Origin of the sequence: Streptomyces sp. NPDC002870 (assembly GCF_042888505.1) — a bacterium.
GTDB lineage: Bacteria > Actinomycetota > Actinomycetes > Streptomycetales > Streptomycetaceae > Streptomyces.
The window spans coordinates 35,720-54,195 of sequence record NZ_JBIAPW010000019.1; the positions used below are offsets into that span (position 1 = coordinate 35,720).

At 69.8% G+C, this 18,476-nt stretch carries 15 protein-coding genes; 9 read left to right on the plus strand and 6 right to left on the minus strand.

The features are described 5' to 3' along the window. The first annotated feature begins 74 nt into the window (after window positions 1-74). Window positions 75-1,364, plus strand: a complete 1,290-nt coding sequence (locus ACFYWY_RS22775) for a citrate synthase (RefSeq protein WP_389189625.1) — start codon at window positions 75-77, stop codon at window positions 1,362-1,364. A 423-nt stretch (window positions 1,365-1,787) separates the two neighbouring features. On the opposite strand, the gene ACFYWY_RS22780 is transcribed toward ACFYWY_RS22775, so the two are convergent. The 3 genes from ACFYWY_RS22780 to ACFYWY_RS22790 form a co-directional block, all read right to left on the minus strand. Continuing rightward, complete coding sequence (locus tag ACFYWY_RS22780; protein ID WP_389189835.1) at window positions 1,788-4,007, minus strand: heavy metal translocating P-type ATPase; 2,220 nt, start codon at window positions 4,005-4,007, stop codon at window positions 1,788-1,790. A gap of 148 nt (window positions 4,008-4,155) precedes the next feature. Next, the gene (locus ACFYWY_RS22785) at window positions 4,156-4,467 is read right to left on the minus strand and encodes a heavy-metal-associated domain-containing protein (RefSeq protein ID WP_389189628.1); all 312 of its coding nucleotides are present in this window, start codon (window positions 4,465-4,467) and stop codon (window positions 4,156-4,158) included. Between the two features lie 141 nt (window positions 4,468-4,608). Then, window positions 4,609-5,475, minus strand: coding sequence for a TetR family transcriptional regulator (locus tag ACFYWY_RS22790; protein ID WP_389189631.1), 867 nt, complete (start codon window positions 5,473-5,475; stop codon window positions 4,609-4,611). Between the two features lie 164 nt (window positions 5,476-5,639). Here ACFYWY_RS22790 and ACFYWY_RS22795 point away from each other — a divergent pair, with 164 nt between their 5' ends. Next, window positions 5,640-7,952 carry an MMPL family transporter gene (locus tag ACFYWY_RS22795; RefSeq protein WP_389189634.1) on the plus strand — a complete coding sequence of 771 codons (2,313 nt, stop codon included), beginning with the start codon at window positions 5,640-5,642 and terminating at the stop codon, window positions 7,950-7,952. A 46-nt stretch (window positions 7,953-7,998) separates the two neighbouring features. Here ACFYWY_RS22795 and ACFYWY_RS22800 read toward each other — a convergent pair whose 3' ends face one another. Together ACFYWY_RS22800 and ACFYWY_RS22805 are read right to left on the minus strand one after the other, a co-directional pair. Further along, complete coding sequence (locus tag ACFYWY_RS22800) at window positions 7,999-8,196, minus strand: helix-turn-helix transcriptional regulator (RefSeq protein WP_389189637.1); 198 nt, start codon at window positions 8,194-8,196, stop codon at window positions 7,999-8,001. A gap of 214 nt (window positions 8,197-8,410) precedes the next feature. Beyond that, window positions 8,411-9,322, minus strand: a complete 912-nt coding sequence (locus ACFYWY_RS22805) for a sugar phosphate isomerase/epimerase family protein (protein WP_389189640.1) — start codon at window positions 9,320-9,322, stop codon at window positions 8,411-8,413. A 129-nt stretch (window positions 9,323-9,451) separates the two neighbouring features. Here ACFYWY_RS22805 and iolC point away from each other — a divergent pair, with 129 nt between their 5' ends. The 7 genes from iolC (at window position 9,452) to ACFYWY_RS22840 (ending at window position 17,110) form a co-directional block, all read left to right on the plus strand. Continuing rightward, a complete protein-coding gene (gene iolC, locus ACFYWY_RS22810; RefSeq protein ID WP_389189643.1) occupies window positions 9,452-10,624 on the plus strand; it encodes a 5-dehydro-2-deoxygluconokinase in 1,173 nt (390 codons plus the stop codon). Beyond that, window positions 10,621-11,505, plus strand: coding sequence for a deoxyribose-phosphate aldolase (locus tag ACFYWY_RS22815; RefSeq protein ID WP_389189646.1), 885 nt, complete (start codon window positions 10,621-10,623; stop codon window positions 11,503-11,505). The genes iolC and ACFYWY_RS22815 overlap by 4 nt, the downstream gene beginning before the upstream one ends. 16 nt (window positions 11,506-11,521) lie before the next feature. After that, window positions 11,522-12,412, plus strand: a complete 891-nt coding sequence (iolB, locus tag ACFYWY_RS22820) for a 5-deoxy-glucuronate isomerase (protein ID WP_389189649.1) — start codon at window positions 11,522-11,524, stop codon at window positions 12,410-12,412. Continuing rightward, window positions 12,409-14,316, plus strand: coding sequence for a 3D-(3,5/4)-trihydroxycyclohexane-1,2-dione acylhydrolase (decyclizing) (gene iolD / locus ACFYWY_RS22825; protein ID WP_389189652.1), 1,908 nt, complete (start codon window positions 12,409-12,411; stop codon window positions 14,314-14,316). The genes iolB and iolD overlap by 4 nt, the downstream gene beginning before the upstream one ends. A gap of 26 nt (window positions 14,317-14,342) precedes the next feature. Further along, a complete protein-coding gene (mmsA, locus tag ACFYWY_RS22830) occupies window positions 14,343-15,842 on the plus strand; it encodes a CoA-acylating methylmalonate-semialdehyde dehydrogenase (protein ID WP_389189655.1) in 1,500 nt (499 codons plus the stop codon). A gap of 272 nt (window positions 15,843-16,114) precedes the next feature. Continuing rightward, on the plus strand, window positions 16,115-16,243 hold the full coding sequence (locus tag ACFYWY_RS22835; protein WP_389189658.1) for a hypothetical protein: 129 nt from the start codon (window positions 16,115-16,117) through the stop codon (window positions 16,241-16,243). 90 nt (window positions 16,244-16,333) lie between these two features. Then, on the plus strand, window positions 16,334-17,110 hold the full coding sequence (locus ACFYWY_RS22840; protein WP_389189661.1) for a DUF2637 domain-containing protein: 777 nt from the start codon (window positions 16,334-16,336) through the stop codon (window positions 17,108-17,110). A 94-nt stretch (window positions 17,111-17,204) separates the two neighbouring features. Here the strand turns inward: ACFYWY_RS22840 and ACFYWY_RS22845 are convergent, their stop codons facing one another. Further along, window positions 17,205-18,392 carry a S8 family peptidase gene (locus ACFYWY_RS22845; RefSeq protein WP_389189664.1) on the minus strand — a complete coding sequence of 396 codons (1,188 nt, stop codon included), beginning with the start codon at window positions 18,390-18,392 and terminating at the stop codon, window positions 17,205-17,207. Window positions 18,393-18,476: the final 84 nt, after the last annotated feature.

Here is an 18,476-nt window from a genome sequence, read left to right on the forward strand (position 1 = left end):
CCTCTGCCAAATGGGGGATGGTAGAGACAGTCAGGGCATCTCGAAGAAGAGGCACTACGTCGGTGAGGGATGACGTGAGCGACAACTCTGTAGTACTGCGGTACGCGGACGGTGAATACACCTACCCGGTGGTCGACAGCACCGTCGGTGACAAGGGCTTCGACATCGGGAAGCTCCGAGCCCAGACCGGTCTGGTGACCCTGGACAGTGGATACGGCAATACCGCCGCCTATAAATCCTCGATTACCTACCTCGACGGCGAGCGGGGCATCCTGCGTTACCGCGGTTACCCCATTGAGCAGCTGGCCGAGCGCTCCACCTTCCTCGAGGTGGCGTATCTGCTGATCAACGGCGAGCTTCCGACGGTCGACGAGCTTTCCAGCTTCCGGGGTGAGATCACCCAGCACACGCTGCTGCACGAGGACGTCAAGCGGTTCTACGGCGGATTCCCGCGGGACGCGCATCCGATGGCGATGCTGTCCTCCGTGGTCAGCGCACTGTCGACGTTCTACCAGGACAGCCATAACCCGTTCGACGAGAAGCAGCGCCACCTCTCCACGGTCCGGCTGCTCGCCAAGCTGCCGACGATCGCGGCGTATGCGTACAAGAAGTCGATCGGCCACCCCTTCGTCTACCCGCGCAACGACCTCGGGTACGTGGAGAACTTCCTGCGGATGACCTTCTCGGTCCCCGCCCAGGAGTACGACCTGGACCCGGTCGTGGTCGCGGCGCTCGAGAAGCTGCTGATCCTCCACGCGGACCACGAGCAGAACTGCTCGACCTCCACCGTGCGACTGGTCGGCTCCTCGCAGGCGAACATGTTCGCCTCGATCTCCGCCGGCATCAGCGCCCTGTGGGGCCCGCTGCACGGTGGGGCCAACCAGTCGGTCCTGGAGATGCTCGAGGGCATTCAGGCCAACGGCGGCGATGTCGACTCCTTCATCCGCAAGGTGAAGAACAAGGAGGACGGCGTCCGTCTGATGGGCTTCGGTCACCGCGTCTACAAGAGCTTCGACCCGCGCGCGAAGATCATCAAGGCCGCGGCGCACGATGTCCTCTCGGCGCTCGGCAAGTCCGACGAGCTGCTCGACATCGCGCTCAAGCTGGAGGAGCACGCGCTCTCCGACGACTACTTCGTCTCGCGCAACCTCTACCCGAACGTGGACTTCTACACGGGCCTGATCTACCGGGCCATGGGCTTCCCGACCGAGATGTTCACCGTGCTCTTCGCGCTCGGCCGGCTGCCCGGCTGGATCGCCCAGTGGCACGAGATGATCAAGGAGCCGGGTTCCCGCATTGGCCGTCCGCGCCAGATCTACACCGGCGAGGTCCTGCGCGACTTCGTCCCCGTCGAGGCCCGCTGACACGTAGAGGCCCGCTGACAACAGGGCTCCGGCGCGTGGTGCGCATCCGCGCCTCGTGGCCGGTCCCGTCGCAGGCGCAGGCAACGGAAAGCGCCCCGCTGCCGATCCCCCCACGGGTCGGCGGGCGGGGCGCTTCCCATATCCCCGGAGCGGATTCCCCCCACGGGATCCGGCCGGGCGTCTGCGGGCTGCAGAAGCTCCTCACGCGGTCTGCCGGGGTACGTACGCACGGGAGGGCCGCTCAAAGCTCCCCGGGCACGTGCCCCGGCCAACGCTTGCCTGGGACGTCCCCCAAGACATCCCATGAACGTCCCCCAAGACGTTCTCGGCATCGCCAATCTAGACTCGCGAGGAGCCTCAATGGTTACCCCTAAATATCTGTGATCTAGGTCTCTTTGTGAAGGTCTTGTGCCCCACTTGTAGTCACCTGAAGGAGCGCAGCCGCAGACTGTTGGCTACCACAAATACGGACGAAAAGGCCATGGCGAAACCGGCGATCATGGGGTTGAGCAGGCCTGATGCCGCGAGGGGCAGTGCGGCGACGTTGTAGCCGAAAGCCCAGAAAATATTGCCCTTGATTGACGTCAGTGTCCGACGGGCGAGACGGATCGCGTCGGCCGCGGCCCTCAGATCCCCCCGTACGAGCGTCAGGTCACCGGCCTCTATCGCCGCGTCGGTGCCTGTGCCCATCGCCAGCCCCAGGTCGGCCTCGGCCAGCGCGGCCGCGTCATTGACCCCGTCGCCCACCATGGCGACGCTGCGGCCCTGCGCCTTCAGGCGCCTGACCACCTCCACCTTCTCCTCGGGCATGACCTCGGCGTACACCTCCTCGATGCCGACCTCGGCGGCGACCGCATTGGCGACCGCCTTGCTGTCGCCGGTCAGCAGCACCGGGGTGAGACCGAGGCCGCGCAGCCGCGTCACCGCCTCGGCGCTGGTGTCCTTGACCGCGTCGGCGACGGTGAGCACCCCGAGCGCCTTCCCGTCCCGGGCGGCGAAGACGGCCGTACGTCCCTCCTCCGACGCGGCCTTCAGTTCGGGGGACAGTTCCACCCCGGCGTTCTCGAGCAGCTGCGCGCGCCCGACCAGTACCTGGTGTCCGTCGATGACGCCTCGTACGCCCAGACCCGGGACGTTCTCGAACGCCGTCGGCACGGGCAGGGCGCCGACGCGTTCCTCGGCTCCAGCTGCGACAGCGCGGGCGATGGGATGCTCCGAAGCGTGCTCCAATGCGCCCGCGAAGCGCAGCAGTTCATCCTCGTCGGCGGTTTCGGAGACGTACACGCCCTGAAGGCTCATCCGGCCCGTGGTGACGGTCCCCGTCTTGTCCAGGACGACGGTGTCGACCCGGCGGGTGGACTCCAGTACCTCGGGGCCCTTGATGAGGATGCCGAGCTGGGCGCCGCGACCGGTGCCGACCATGAGGGCGGTGGGCGTCGCCAGGCCGAGCGCGCAGGGGCAGGCGATGATCAGTACGGCGACGGCGGCGGTGAAGGCCGCGGTCGCGTCCGAGGTGGCCAGCAGCCAGCCGGCCAGGGTGCCGAGGGCGATCACCAGGACGACGGGTACGAAGACGGCCGAGATCCGGTCGGCGAGGCGCTGTACGTCGGCCTTGCCGTTCTGGGCGTCCTCGACCAGCCGGGCGATCCGGGCGAGCTGGGTGTCCGCGCCGACCCGGGTGGCCTCGACGACGAGACGGCCGGCGGTGTTGACGCAGCCGCCGGTGACCGGGTCGCCCGTGGCCACATCCAGCGGCACCGACTCGCCGGTCAGCATCGAGGCGTCGACGGCGGAGGCGCCCTCGACGACCGTGCCGTCGGTGGCGATCTTCTCTCCGGGGCGTACGACGAAGCGGTCGCCGACCGCCAGCCGGCCGACCGGAATCCGTACCTCCGTACCGTCGCGCAGCACGGCGACGTCCTTGGCGCCCAGCTCCATCAGGGCGCGCAGGGCCGCGCCCGCCTTCCGCTTGGAGCGGGCCTCCAGATAGCGGCCGAGGAGGAGGAAGGTGGTGACGCCCGCGGCCACTTCGAGATAGATCGTCGAGGAGGCGTCGGTGCGCGAGACGGTGAGGTCGAAGCCGTGCCGCATGCCGGGCATGCCCGCGTGGCCGAGGAACAGCGCCCAGAGCGACCAGCCGAAGGCGGCGAGCGTGCCGAGGGAGATGAGGGTGTCCATGGTGGCCGCGCCGTGCCGGAGGCTGGTCCAGGCGGCCCGGTGGAAGGGAAGTGCGCCCCAGACGACGACGGGGGCGGCGAGGGTGAGGGAGAGCCACTGCCAGTTGTCGAACTGGAGGGCGGGGATCATCGCCATGAGGACGACGGGTATCGCGAGCAGGGCTGAGACGGTGAGGCGCTGACGGAGGGCGGTGGACTCCGGGGCGACGTGTGCGGCGGGTGCCGCGTCGGAGGTCGCGGCGGGAGTCGCGCCGGGGGCGGGGTCCGGCTCCGGCTCCGGCAGCGGGGGCGGGGGCTGCTGGGCCGTGTAGCCGGTTTTGACGACGGTGGCGATGAGGTCGGTGACCTCGAGCCCGTGGGGGTAGGAGATTTTCGCCTTCTCGGTCGCGTAATTGACCGTTGCGCTGACGCCGTCCATGCGGTTGAGCTTCTTCTCGACGCGGGCGGCGCAGGAGGCACAGGTCATCCCGCCAATGCTGAGCTCGACCTGGGAAGTTTCCACGTTCAGGACTCCATCTCCACGACGGGCGCCGGGCCGTACACGACCAGCATCGGACTGGTCGGGCACGGCCCGGCGGGAGGGCTTTGCAGAAGCGGCGCGGGGGTGCCCGGTCTCAAGCCTGGCCGACGAGTTCGTATCCGGCCTCGTCCACGGCCTCGCGCACGGCCGTCTCGTCGAGCGGGGCGTCGGAGACCACCGTCACCTGGCCGCTTGCGGCGACCGCCTTCACCGAAGTGACGCCCGGCAGCTCGGAGAGCTCGCCGACGACCGCGCCCTCGCAGTGACCACAGGTCATGCCGGTGACTTGGTAGACCGTGGTGACGCCGCCGATCCGGACGTCGGCCGCGCCGTCGTGACAGGAGCCGGTGGGCGCGCAGCAGGAGCCGGTCGCCTGGGCGGTCTCGGTCTTCGTCTCGGCGGTCATGGCGTTCTCCTCTTCGAGGGTGCAACACGTACTGGGTACACGTATTGAGTACACGTACGAGGTCATGGTGTGCCGGAGGGCCGGGGGAATGCCGTGGCTCCCCGACGTTCACCAGACATCAGACTATACCCCTAGGGGGTATTAGTGTGAACTCGGCGCCGCGTTTCGCCGCTCCGCCGTGCAGTGCACGGCTTCGCCGAGGACCGGGTCCAGGTACCCGAACATGACCTTCTTGATCTCCGTGATGTACGCCTGCCGCTCCTCGCCCTCGTGGGTGAGGACGAGATCGAGACCGGCCTTGAAGACGGCGAACATCGTGGCGGCGGTGCGGGAGAGCTCGGCGGGCGGGGTGTCGGGGAGGAAGCCCGCCAAGAGCTCCTCGATCCGGGTGAGCAGCCCGTCGTGCAGGGCGTTGAACTCCTGGGTGATCTGGCCGGGGATGTCGGGGCCGTGCATCAGGACGGCGAAGGCGGGGTTCTCGTGGTTGAACTCGAAGAGGGGATCGAGGACCGCGTCCAGCAGCTCGTCGAGCGGGAGGTCGAGGCTGGCGGCGCTCAGGGCCGCGCCGTGGGACTCGCGCCACCGGTCGAGGAGTCGTCCGCCGAGCTCGACGGCGATGGCCTCCTTGTTCGGGAAGAACTGGTAGAGCGTGCCGGGGGAGACGCCGGCCTCGCGGGCGATGGCGTTGGTGCTGGCGGCGGTGTAGCCGCTGCTGCAGAAGACGTTCGCGGCGGCTTCGAGGAGCTGGGCGATGCGGCGCTCGCCGCGGGCCTGACGGCGGCGCGGCTTGGCGGTCTCCGGGGCTTCGGTGGTGCCGGAGGCTCCGCCGGCCCCGGAGGTCCTGCCGGGCCCTGCGGTCGAGGCCGGCCCGAAGGCCCCCTTGGCTGCGGCGGTCGCGGCGGCCTGAGTGGTCTCAGCGGCCTCAGCGGCCTGAGTGGTCTCAACTGCCGCAGCGGCCTTGGTGGTCTTGGCGGTCGCGGCGGGCCTCGGCGTCGTGGGCTGCGGCACGTGAAATCCCCAGCTTTCCTGGTGCGGTTGACAAACGCGAGTGACCGCTCGCATTCTTGATTAATGCGAGCGCTGGCTCGTGTTTGCCAGTCTATGGCAATTGTCGACTCATGCTGCCTGCCGGGAAGCCTGCGCATGGGCCACGGTGAAGGGGACACCGCACCATGTCCGAAGTCAACAGTCCGTCGCCCATCGGGGGATGGACCCGCTTCGTCACCGCGCGGCCGCGGCTCTCGCTGCTGGCCGCCCTGGTGCTCACCGCACTCGCGGTGTTCGCCGGCAGTGGGGTCGCCGAGCGCATGGGCAGCGGCGGATGGGAGGACCCGGCCGCCGAGTCGACCTATGCGACGGCCGCGCTGGAGCGGGAGTTCCCCGCGTCGCAGCCGAATGTGCTGCTTCTCGTGGACAGCGGGCGGGCGAGCGTGGACGCCCCGGCTGTCGCGGCCGAGGGGCGGCGGCTGGCGGAGCGGCTCGCCGCCGAGAAGGACGTCACGGGTGTCGGTTCGTACTGGCAGACCGGCTCACCCGCGCTGCGCGCCGAGGACGGCCGGCAGGCGCTCATAGCTGCCCGGATCGAGGGCGACGAGAAGGCCAGGGCCGAGGTGCTGGAGCGGATTGCGCCCGACTTCCGGGGTGCGCACGGTCCGGTGGAGGTCTCGATCGGCGGCCCCGTCGCCGTGCAGCACGAGATGACGACGATCATCCAGGAGGACCTGCTGCGGGCCGAGCTGATCGCCCTGCCGGTCACACTGGTGCTGCTGGTGATGGTCTTCGGCAGCGCGATCGCGGCGCTGCTCCCGCTGGGCGTCGGCATTGTCGCCATCCTGGGGACGAATGCCGTGCTGCGCGGCATCACCGAGTTCGCCGATGTCTCGGTCTTCGCGCAGAACCTCACCACGGCTCTGGGTCTCGGACTCGCCATCGACTATGCCCTGTTCATCGTGCGCAGATTCCGTGAGGAGCTGGCGGCGGGGGCCGAGGTGCGGGAGGCGGTGGGAATCACCCTGCGCACCGCGGGCCGCACGGTGCTCTTCTCCGCGATGACCGTGGCCGTGTCGCTGGCGGCGATGCTGGTCTTCCCGCAGTACTTCCTGCGCTCCTTCGCCTACGCCGGGATCGCGGTGGTGCTGCTTGCCGCGGCTGCCGCGCTGATCCTGCTGCCGGCCGCGCTGATCCTCCTGGGCCACCGGGTCAACGCACTGGATCTGCGCCGTCTCTTCCGGCGTGGCCGGGGCAAGGGCGGCGCATCGTCCGAGGAGGCGGGCGCTGACACGGAGGCGGCCGGAGGCGGGTGGGCCAGGGTTGCGGCCCTGGTGATGCGCCGGGCTCCGCTCTTCGCCTTCGCCACCGTCGCCGGTCTGGTGCTGCTCGGACTGCCCTTCCTGGGCGTCAAGTTCGGCACCCCCGATGATCGCCAGCTGCCTTCGACCGCCGAGTCCCATGTGGTCCAGCAGCAGATACGGGACGGCTTCCCCGGCAGCCCGGCCGGCGGCCTCGCGGTGGTCGCCCAGGACGCGGACTCCGGCGAAGCCGCGACGACGCCCGCCGCCTACGCCGAATACCGCGACCGCATCGCCGCCCTTCCGGGAGTGCTGCGGGTCGACGGCCCCGTTACCTCGGGCGGGACCGCCTACTTCACGGTGCAGCCCAAGGGGGAGGCGGTGGGGGAGGAGGCGCAGCGGCTCGTCCATGAACTGCGCGACGTACCGGCCCCGTTCGAGACCTCGGTGACGGGCAGGGCGGCGGTGCTGGAGGACTCCAAGGCCGCCATCGCCGACCGGCTGCCCCTGGCGCTCGTCATCATCGTCGTGGTGACCCTGCTGCTGGTCTTCCTGCTCACCGGGAGTGTGCTGATCCCGATCCAGGCGGTCGTGCTCAACGCCCTCAGTCTGACGGCGATGTTCGGCGCGGTCGTCTGGGTCTTCCAGGACGGCAACCTCTCCGGGCTGCTCGCCTTCACCTCAACCGGTGACATCGAGACGACGCTGCCCGTGCTGATGTTCTGCATCGCCTTCGGGCTCTCCATGGATTACGGCGTCTTCCTGCTCTCCCGCATCAAGGAGGAGTACGACCGCACCCACGACCATGAGCAGGCGGTGCGATTCGGCCTCCAGCGCACCGGCGGGCTGATCACAGCGGCGGCCGTGATCCTCGCGGTCGTGATGGTGGGCATCGGCACCTCGCGGGTCACCAATACCAAGATGCTCGGTCTCGGAATCGCGCTGGCCGTGCTGATGGACGCCATGGTGGTCCGCAGCCTGCTCGTCCCCTCGGTGATGAAGCTGATGGGCGCCTCGACCTGGTGGGCTCCCGGGCCGCTGCGCCGGTTCCATCAGCGATTCGGGCTGAGCGAGGGGGAGATATCCCAGCCCGTGCCACCGCGGCCGGACTCGGAATCGGACCCGGACGCGCAATCGGACCCGAAGCCGGACCCGCAGCCGGACCCGGACGGGGCACGGGACAGCGTCAGGGCCTGACGCCGCGGGGGGACGGCCCACTCCGGGGCCCGCCTCGCGCGGTGCCTCACTCCCTACGGCTCCTGTTCCCGGGGCGATTGGCCACCCAGACGCGGATCGTGTCCGCGTACCAGTAGGGCTTTCCGGCCTCCACATGGTCGGGAGGCGGGAGAAGGCCGTGCTTGCGATAGGAGCGGACCGTGTCCGGCTGCACCTGGATGTGCGCGGCGATGTCCTTGTAGGACCAGAGTCTTCTGTCCGTCATCTGTGTGGCACCTCCGTGCGTGCGCGGCAGCGGCGGCGCGGGGGGCCGTCGGGGGAGCTGTAGCGCGGACGCTGGCGATCACTGAGCTGTACTCCTTGAACGACTGCGAGGGGAGTGAGGGGAGGGGCTGTTGATCGACTGTGACGGAAGACCCGCAAAACGGAGACATGCGTGATGAGGCGGCAACACCGCTGACGCAATTTGTGTGTTCGCGTCAGGCGCCACACGAGCGCAGGAAACCGCGGGTCCGCCGGGCGATGGGGAAGGGCTTGTCCGGCGGGCAGGGGTACATGTCCTGCTCGACGATGGCGAAGAGTTCGATGTCCAGTGCCTGGGCCGCGGCCAGTACGGGCTCAAGCGCGGGCACCCCGGCCGGCGGTTCGCACATCACGCCCCGGCCGACCGCAGGGCCGAAGGGCACCTCGTCCGCGACGACTTCGGCGAGGATCTCGGGGTCCACCTGCTTGAGGTGGAGGTAGCCGATCCGCTCCCCGTAGGTCTCGATCAGCTTGACGCTGTCGCCGCCGCAGTAGGCGTAGTGCCCGGTGTCCAGGCACAGGGAGACCAGTTCGGGATCGGTGGCGTCGAGAAACCGGCTGACGTTCTCCTCGCTGTCGATATGGGTGTCCGCGTGCGGATGGACGACGATCTTCAGGCCGTACCGTTCGCGCACCTCGCGGCCCAGTCGTTCGGTCTGGGCGGTGAGGTCGCGCCACTGGCCGGGGGTGAGGGTGCGGTCCTCCAGTACCTGGCCCGTCTTGTCGTCGCGCCAGAAGGAGGGGATGACGACCAGATGCTCCGCGCCCATGGCCCGGGTCAGCGCCGCAATGTCGGAGACGTGCGCCCAGGTCTTGTCCCAGACGGCCGGCCCGTGGTGCAGCCCGGTGAAGACCGTTCCCGCCGAGACCTTCAGGCCGCGCCGGGCGGTCTCCTCGGTGAGGCGGGCGGGGTCGCTCGGGAGATAGCCGTACGGACCGAGCTCGATCCATTCGTAGCCGGCACTCGCGACCTCGTCGAGGAAGCGCTGCCAGGGGACCTGCTGAGGATCGTCGGGGAACCACACCCCCCAGGAGTCAGGGGCCGAGCCGACCCGGATGCGGTTCAGGGAGGGGACGGATGAGGTCATGCGGACGAGCTTTCCGGCCGCCGCGGAAGGGTGTCAAGCCTTCGTCCGAATGTAAGGACAAAATGTTGACAGGGTTCAGGAAGGAGCACTACACCTGGGGGCAGCCGGCGTCGAACCGAAGGGACGCGCATGCCTCAGCCGTACGACGTGATCACGATGGGACGGGTCGGGGTGGACCTCTATCCGCTGCGGACCGGGGTCCCGTTGGCGCAGGTCGACACGTTCGGAAAGTTCCTCGGCGGCTCGGCCACGAACGTCGCGGTCGGGGCGGCCCGGCTCGGACGGCGGACGGCGGTGATCACCCGCACCGGACAGGACGCCTTCGGGGACTATGTCCACCAGGCGCTGCGGGAGTTCGGGGTCGACGACCGCTGGGTGACCGCGGTCGCCGCCTATCCGACGCCGGTCACCTTCTGCGAGATCTTCCCGCCGGACGACTTCCCGCTCTACTTCTACCGGCAGCCGAAAGCCCCCGACCTCGAGATCCATGAGCACGAGCTGGACCTCGCGGAGATCCGCTCGGCGCGCGTCTTCTGGATGACCGGGACCGGCCTGTGCGCGGAGCCGAGCCGTACGGCGACGCTGGCCGCGCTCGCCCACCGGGACCGCTCCGGCATCACCGTCTTCGACCTCGACTGGCGGCCGATGTTCTGGGGGGACCCGGCCGAGGCGCGGCAGTACTACGCAGAGGCGCTGGCGCACGCCACCGTCGCCGTCGGCAATCTGGAGGAGTGCGAAATCGCCACCGGCGAGCGCGAGCCGTACGCCGCGGCCCGTGCGCTCCTCGCCGCCGGGGTCGAGCTCGCCGTCGTCAAGCAGGGCCCCAAAGGTGTCCTTGCCGTACACCGGGACGGGGCGCAGGCCGAGGTCCCGCCCGTCCCCGTCGAGGTGGTCAACGGGCTGGGCGCCGGGGACGCATTCGGTGGGGCGTTGTGCCACGGGCTGCTCTCCGGATGGGAGTTGGAGCGCGTCATGCGGTACGCGAACGCCGCCGGAGCCATCGTCGCAGCCCGCCTCGCCTGCTCCACCGCGATGCCGTACGCCGCCGAGGTCGACCAGGTCCTGACCGGCGGCCCGGTCCCGCCGTCCCCGACCCCGCCGCCCGCCGCGCCGACCCCGCCGCCCAGTGAACCGGGCGCGCCCGCCGCGCCGTCCCCAGCCCCGCCGACCCTGCCCGTCGCGCCACCCCCGCCCGTCGCGCCGACCCCGTCGTCCAGCGCATCGCCCCCGCCGTCCCCGGCCCCGACATCCGCCGCGCCGTTCCGGCCCGGCGACACACCCCCGCCCGGAGCCGCTTCGTGAGCCGCGTCGACATCGCCGAGCTCGTCGGGATCCGCACCCGTCACCCCGAGGCCGTCGCCGAGGCCGCCACTCGGCGGCGCAGACGGCCCCGGCTCATCGGGGACAGCGGACGCCTGATGATCATCGCCGCCGACCACCCCGCCCGCGGCGCCCTCGGCGTCGGCGACCGCCGCCTCGCCATGGCGAACCGACTCGATCTGCTCGAACGGCTCTGCCTGGCCCTCTCCCGCCCCGGCGTCGACGGCGTCCTCGCCACCGCCGACATCCTCGACGACCTGCTCCTCCTCGGCGCCCTCGACGACAAAGTCGTCATGGGTTCGATGAACCGCGGGGGCCTCGCCGGCGCCGCGTTCGAGCTCGACGACCGGTTCACCGGGCACCGCGCCCAGGACCTGGACCGGCTCGGATTCGACGCGGGCAAGCTGCTGCTCCGTATCGACTACCAGGACGCCGCCTCCCTCGACACGCTGCACGCCACCGCCCGCGCCGTCGACGAGATGGCTGCGCGTCAGCTTCCCGTCTTCATAGAGCCGTTCATCTGTCACCGGATCGACGGCCTGCTCCGTAACGATCTCAGCGCCGAAGCAGTGACCCGGTCGATCGCCATCGCGTCCGGGCTTGCCGGCACCTCCGCGTACTCCTGGCTGAAGGTCCCCGTCACCGACGACCCCGACGACATGGCGGCCGTGATGGAGACCTCGACCCTGCCCGCCGTCCTTCTCGGCGGCGAGATCGGCGACGACCAGCACGGCGCGTACGAGAAGTGGCGTGGTGCGCTGCAACTGCCCACCGTGCAGGGGCTGGTGGTGGGACGCTCGCTGCTCTATCCGGTCGACGGAGACGTTGCCGGGGCGGTCGATACGGCCGTTGGACTGCTGTAGGGGGTACGGAGAAGCCATGAGCGAGACCGACGACCAGAAGCAATACGTGCCGGCGGGGAGCGCGGCAAGCGGTCCCTACGCCCTTCGGATCGACCCCGAGCAGGCCGGCTGGGGCTACTCCAGCCTCCGTGTACTGGAGCTGGAGCCCGGCGGCTCACACTCCCTCGCCGCCGGGGAGAGCGAGTGGATCGTGCTGCCGCTCGTCGGCGGTTGCACGGTGCAGACGCAAGACGAGATCTTTGAACTGCGGGGCAGGGAAAGCGTGTTCGGCGGAGTGACGGACTTCGCCTACGTACCGCGCGATGCCCATGCACAGATCGCCTCCGGTGCGGGAGGCCGCTTCGCCCTGGCAGGAGCGAAGTGCGAGCGACGACTCCCCGCTCGCTACGGCCCCGCGCCGGAGGTACCCGTCGAGCTGCGCGGCTCGGGCAACTGCTCGCGCCAGGTCAACAATTTCGCGGCCGCCGACACTTTCGCCTGCGACAGGCTGATCGCGGTCGAGGTGCTCACCCCCGGCGGCAACTGGTCCTCCTACCCGCCGCACAAGCACGACGAGCACCGCCCCGGCGTCGAGTCCGAGCTCGAGGAGATCTACTACTTCGAGATCGACCGCGACGGCATGGGCTACCACCGGGTGTCCCCGTCCCGGCCCGGCGGTACGGACGTCCTCGCCGAAGTCCGCACCGGCGACGCCGTCCTGATCCCCGACGGCTGGCACGGCCCGTCCATCGCCGCGCCCGGCCGCGACATGTACTACCTGAACGTCATGGCCGGTCCGGGTGACAAGCGCGAGTGGCTGATCTGCGACCACCCGGACCACGGCTGGATCCGCGACACCTGGCCGACGCAGCCCGTCGACCCCCGACTGCCCCTGTACGAAGCCGACGCCCAGGAAGGCCCCCGATGAGCAGTACGCGCCGACTCACCGTCGCCCAGGCCCTCGTCGCCTTCCTCGCCCGCCAGTACACCGAGCGCGACGGCCGCCGCCACCGCCTGATCAACGCCACCTGGGGCATCTTCGGCCACGGCAATGTCGCCGGACTCGGCCAGGCGCTCCTCGAGTCCGGCACGTCCCCCACGTCAGGCCCGTCCGCCACCGGTATGCCGTACTTCCAGGGCCGCAACGAACAGGCCATGGTGCACGCCGCCGTCGGCTACGCCCGCCAGTCCCGCCGCCTCTCCACCCACGCCGTCACCACCTCCATCGGCCCCGGCGCGACCAATCTCGTCACCGGCGCAGCGCTCGCCACCATCAACCGGCTGCCGGTCCTGCTGCTGCCCGGCGACGTGTTCGCGACCCGCCCCGCCGACCCGGTCCTCCAGCAGCTCGAAGTCCCGTACGCGGGCGATGTCTCGGTCAACGACGCGCTGCGCCCGGTGTCCCGCTACTTCGACCGCGTCACCCGCCCCGAGGCGCTGATCCCGGCCGCCCTTCAGGCCATGCGCGTACTCGCTGACCCCGCCGCCACCGGCGCGGTCACGCTCGCGCTGCCGCAGGACGTGCAGGCCGAGGCGTACGACTGGCCGGAGGAGTTCTTCGCCGAGCGCGTCTGGCAGGTGCGCCGGCCCCGGCCCGACCTGGACGCGCTCGACGCGGCGCGCCGCGCGGTGACCGGGGCCCGCCGCCCCTTGATCGTCGTGGGCGGCGGCGTCCACCACAGCGAGGCCGAGGAGGCCCTGCGGTCCTTCGCCGACGCGACCGGCATCCCGGTCGCCTCCACCCAGGCAGGCAAGGGCTCGCTGCCCCACGACCACCCCTGCGACGTCGGCGGCATCGGCCACACCGGCACCGCCACGGCCGACGAACTGGCCCGTACCGCAGATCTGGTGATCGGCGTCGGCACTCGCTGGTCCGACTTCACCACCGCCTCCGCGACCCTCTTCCAGAACCCGGGCGTCCGGTTCCTGAACATCAACATCACCGCCTTCGACGCCCACAAGATGTCCGGGCTCTCGCTCGTGGCGGACGCCCGCACCGCCCTTGAGGAGCTGGCAGCCGCACTGGGCACGCGTTTTCGTGTGGAGCCCGCGTACGAGACGGAGTACGCCGACGACAAGGAGCGCTGGGAGCACCGCGTCGACGCCGCCTACGAGGCCGAGGACCCGGACACCCGCCCCACCCAGCCCCAGGTGCTCGGCGCGCTGGACGCCCTGATCACCGGCGAGGACATCGTGATCAACGCCGCGGGCTCGCTCCCGGGCGACCTGCACAAGCTGTGGCGGGCCCGTTCCGCCGACCAGTACCACGTCGAGTACGGCTACTCCTGCATGGGCTACGAGATCCCCGCGGCCATCGGCGTCGGGATGGCCGCGCCCGGTCGGCCCGTCTGGGCGCTCGTCGGCGACGGTACGTATCTGATGAATCCCACCGAAATCGTGACAGCAGTCCAGGAGAACATTCCGATCAAAGTGGTCATCCTGCAGAACCACGGGTACGCCTCCATCGGAGGCCTCTCCGAGTCGGTGGGTGCGGAGCGCTTCGGCACCGCCTACCGCTACCGGGCCGGCGACGGTACGTACACCGGCGCCCCGCTCCCCGTCGACCTGGCCGCCAACGCCGCCTCGCTGGGGATGCGCGTGATCCGCGCCAAGACGGTGCGTGACCTGCGCGAAGCCCTCGCCGAGGCGCGGGAGGCGGACGTTCCCACAGGTGTCTACGTCGAGACCGAAACGGCAGACACTGTGTCGGGGGCGCCCCCCGCGCAGGCGTGGTGGGATGTTCCGGTGGCCGAGACCGCGACCCGGCCGTCGGCGGTCAAGGCCCGGGAGGAGTACGACCGGCAGGTCGCAGCCCGACGCCGCCATCTGTGACGCCGCCATCTGTGAAGGAGCACGAAATGAAGACCGTCAACCACTGGATCGGTGGCAAGACCGTCGAGGGCGCGTCCGGTAACTGGGGCCCGGTCACCGACCCGGCGACCGGCGCCGTCACCACCCAGGTCGCGCTGGCCTCGGCGGAGGAGGTCGACGCGGCCGTCGCGGCGGCGAAGGAGGCGTACGCGACCTGGGGCACGTCCTCGCTCGCGCAGCGCACCAGCATCCTGTTCCGCTACCGCGCGCTCCTCGACGCGCACCGCGATGAGATCGCCGCGCTGATCACCGCCGAGCACGGCAAGGTCCACTCCGACGCGCTCGGCGAGGTCGCCCGCGGCCTGGAGATCGTGGAGCTGGCCTGCGGCATCACCACCCAGCTCAAGGGTGAGTTGTCCACCCAGGTCTCCAACCGGGTCGACGTCTCCTCGATCCGCCAGTCGCTCGGTGTCGTCGCCGGCATCACGCCGTTCAACTTCCCGGCGATGGTGCCGATGTGGATGTTCCCGCTGGCGATCGCCTGCGGAAACACCTTCGTACTGAAGCCCAGCGAGAAGGACCCGTCGGCGTCCAACCTGCTTGCGGAGCTCGCCGCAGAGGCGGGCCTGCCCGACGGCGTGCTCAATGTCGTCCACGGCGACAAGGTCGCGGTCGACGCGCTGCTCGCCCACCCGGACGTCGCCGCGGTCTCCTTCGTCGGCTCCACCCCGATCGCCCGCTACATCCACACCACCGCCTCCGCCAACCACAAGCGCGTCCAGGCGCTCGGCGGCGCGAAGAATCACATGCTGGTCCTCCCGGACGCGGACCTGGACGCGGCCGCGGACGCGGCGGTCTCCGCGGCGTACGGCTCCGCGGGCGAGCGCTGCATGGCGATCTCCGCGGTCGTCGCGGTCAGCTCCATCGCCGACGAGCTGGTCCAGAAGATCCGCGAGCGCGCCGAGAAGATCAAGATCGGCCCCGGCAACGACCCGGAGTCCGAGATGGGCCCGCTGATCACCAAGGCCCACCGCGACAAGGTCGCCTCCTACGTCACGGGCGCGGCGGCCCAGGGTGCGGAGGTCGTCCTGGACGGCACCGGCTACACGGTCGACGGCTTCGAGGACGGCCACTGGATCGGCCTGTCGCTCCTGGACCGCGTCTCGACCGACTCGGACGCCTACCGCGACGAGATCTTCGGCCCGGTGCTGTGTGTGCTGCGCGCGGAGACGTACGAGGACGGCGTGGCCCTGATCAATTCGTCCCCGTTCGGCAACGGCACCGCCATCTTCACCCGTGACGGCGGCGCGGCCCGCCGCTTCCAGCTGGAGATCGAGGCCGGCATGGTCGGCGTGAACGTCCCGATCCCGGTCCCGGTGGGCTACCACTCCTTCGGCGGCTGGAAGGACTCGCTCTTCGGCGACCACCACATCTACGGCAACGACGGCGTGCACTTCTACACCCGCGGCAAGGTCGTCACCACCCGCTGGCCGGACCCCTCGGAGGCCCCGGCGGGCGTGGACCTGGGATTCCCGCGCAACCACTGACCGCCAACAGGCCCGGCCCGTACGGAATCTTCATCCGTACGGGCCGGGCCTGTTTCCGGACTGCTCACCCAACTCGCTGACGAGGGAGCGCAGTTCGCGTAGTGAGCGCCGGGGCGGGGCCTCGCCGGATAGGATAGCAGATTTACCCTAATTCCTATTTATTTGTCATCCAGGTGGCCGACAGCCGGAGGGGGACTGTTGTCGTTGAGAGGTCTGTGAAAACGCCTATCGCACAGCCCGAATTGCTCAAGCCGCGTTCCGAGGTATCGCCCATGCGGCCCCTGTACACCAGCACGGAGAGTGCCGCCGCCCTGGTCCGGCCGTGGAACCCGGAACTGGCGGACTTCATGGCGGCCATGGAGCTGATCGAGGCCGATTACGCCCGTCGCTGCACGACGTGAGTGCCGCGCGTGCGCTCGCACGCTGCCGCCGCGGCCCGCTGCGGAGCGGCCAAGGCCTCTACCACCGACATCGTCCACGGCAGGAATCACATGCATGACAGGTATGACCACTTCGGGACGTACGGAGTTGCTGCTGAGCAGTACGGCGAGGCGTACGCCACCCTCCCCGGTCAGTGGGACGGCTACCCTTCCGCGTTCGTGCAGGAACCGATCTCCGCTCCGGACCTCGATGTGCTGCAGGGGCGCTGGGAACCGGACGTCGAACTGACGCAGCTGCTGCAGGACGCCCCCGACCCCCTGGACCTGCCGCCGAAGCCGGTCATGGATATGCGGCCCCCGACCATCGGCCCTTCCTGCCACCGTCGGCGCCCCATGCACAGGATGAAGGCGAGAGGGTGGACGCTCTCTCGCAACCAGACCCTCAGCTACGCCATCGCAGCGGTGAGCACGGTCATCATTGCCATGGTGAGCGTCCTCGGGGGCCTGTTCACCCACGACATCCTGCGACAGGTCGCTGTCCCGGGTGCCACCCACGGCCTGGCGCCCTGGTGGCCGATGCTGGTGTACGGGCCCTGGATGGTCGCATCCCTCTCGATCCTGCGTGCCGCGCTGCACCGCCGCAGCGCCCCGCACTCCTGGGCCTTCGCCGTGCTCTTCTGCTCAGTGGCCGTTATCACGTGCATCGCCGAAGCGCCCAGGACCGTGACCGGAGCGGCCGTCGCCGGTCTCCCCGCCGTCGCGGCCATGGTCTGCTTCCATCAACTCGTACGCCACATCACCCTCACCCGGCCGGCACACGATCGGGTGGGCGGCTGGTGCAAAGCCGCGCGCCCCTGCACGGCTCATGAACATTCGGAGTCGCAGTAGGCGAAGCCGGCAGGCAGCAAGCTGCCCGAGGAGCGCCCGTACCCGGCCCGTACCCGGTAGGGAAGACGCTCTTCGGGCAGTTGCTCGTCCGGGGCTAGAAGAGCGAGTGCAGCAGCTTGTTCGGTGACCCGGTCCGCGGGTCCTGGACCTTGCCGTTCGTGGCGTTGTTCACCACTGCGTCCCGGACCTGCGCCGGGGTGGCGGTGGCGTGCGTCGACAGATAGAGCGCCGCGACGCCCGCCGTGTGCGGCGTTGCCATCGACGTGCCCGAGATCGTGTTCGTCGCCGTGTCGTTGGTCTTCCACGCCGAGGTGATGTTCACGCCCGGTGCGAACAGATCAAGGCACGTTCCGTAGTTCGAGAACGACGCCCGCCGGTCGGAACTGTCCGTCGCGCCGACCGTGATCGCCTCGGGGACGCGGGCCGGCGAGTAGTTGCAGGCGTTCGCCGGGAGGCCGAGGATGTTGCCGTTGCCCGCGGCGATCGCGTAGCTGACGCCCGAGGCGATGGACTTCTTCACCGCGTTGTCCAGCGACGTGTTCGTGCTGCCGCCCAGGCTCATGTTCGCCACAGCCGGCTTCTTGGCGTTGGCCGTCACCCAGTCGACGCCGGCGATGACACCCGCCGTCGTGCCGGAGCCGTTGCAGTCCAGGACCCGTACGGCGATGAGCTTGACGCCCTTGGCGACGCCGTACGTCTTGCCGCCGACCGTGCCCGCGACATGCGTGCCGTGGCCCTGGCAGTCCTGGCCGTTCTGGCCGCCGCCCACCGTGTCCGTGCCGACGCTCGCGCGGCCGCCGAACTCGCTGTGCGAGGTGCGGATCCCCGTGTCGATGATGTACGCGTTCACATTCGACGCGGATGTGCTGTATGTGTACGACTTCGACAGCGGGAGATTCCGCTGGTCGATGCGGTCGAGGCCCCAGGTCGCGTTGGCCTGGGTGTCGTTGAGGTGGACCGTGGCGTTCTGCTCGACGTAGGCCACACGCGGATCGGAGGCAAGCTCTGCCGCCTTCGCGCGGGACATCGTCGTGGAGAAGCCGTCGAGGACGCTGCGGTAGGTGTGCTTCGGCGTGACCCCCAGATCGGCGGCGCGCGTCGAGCCGTCCTTCAGGACGACAATCCAGCTGTTCTGTATGGCAGTTGCAGTGGGAGCGAGACGGAGATCGCCGACAATCGCGCTGTGCGCGGTGGGGGAGACGGCGAACTGGAGACCGGCCGCAAGGGCGACTGCGGGTATCAGTGCCCCATAGCGGCGGGCAGTGCTTCTCATCTCGTGCACCTGACCTTTCGTTGACCGGGGGGGACGGGCAAGTACGGTCGTGCATGGTGTCAGTAGATGCATATGCGCTGACCAGGGTCTCGT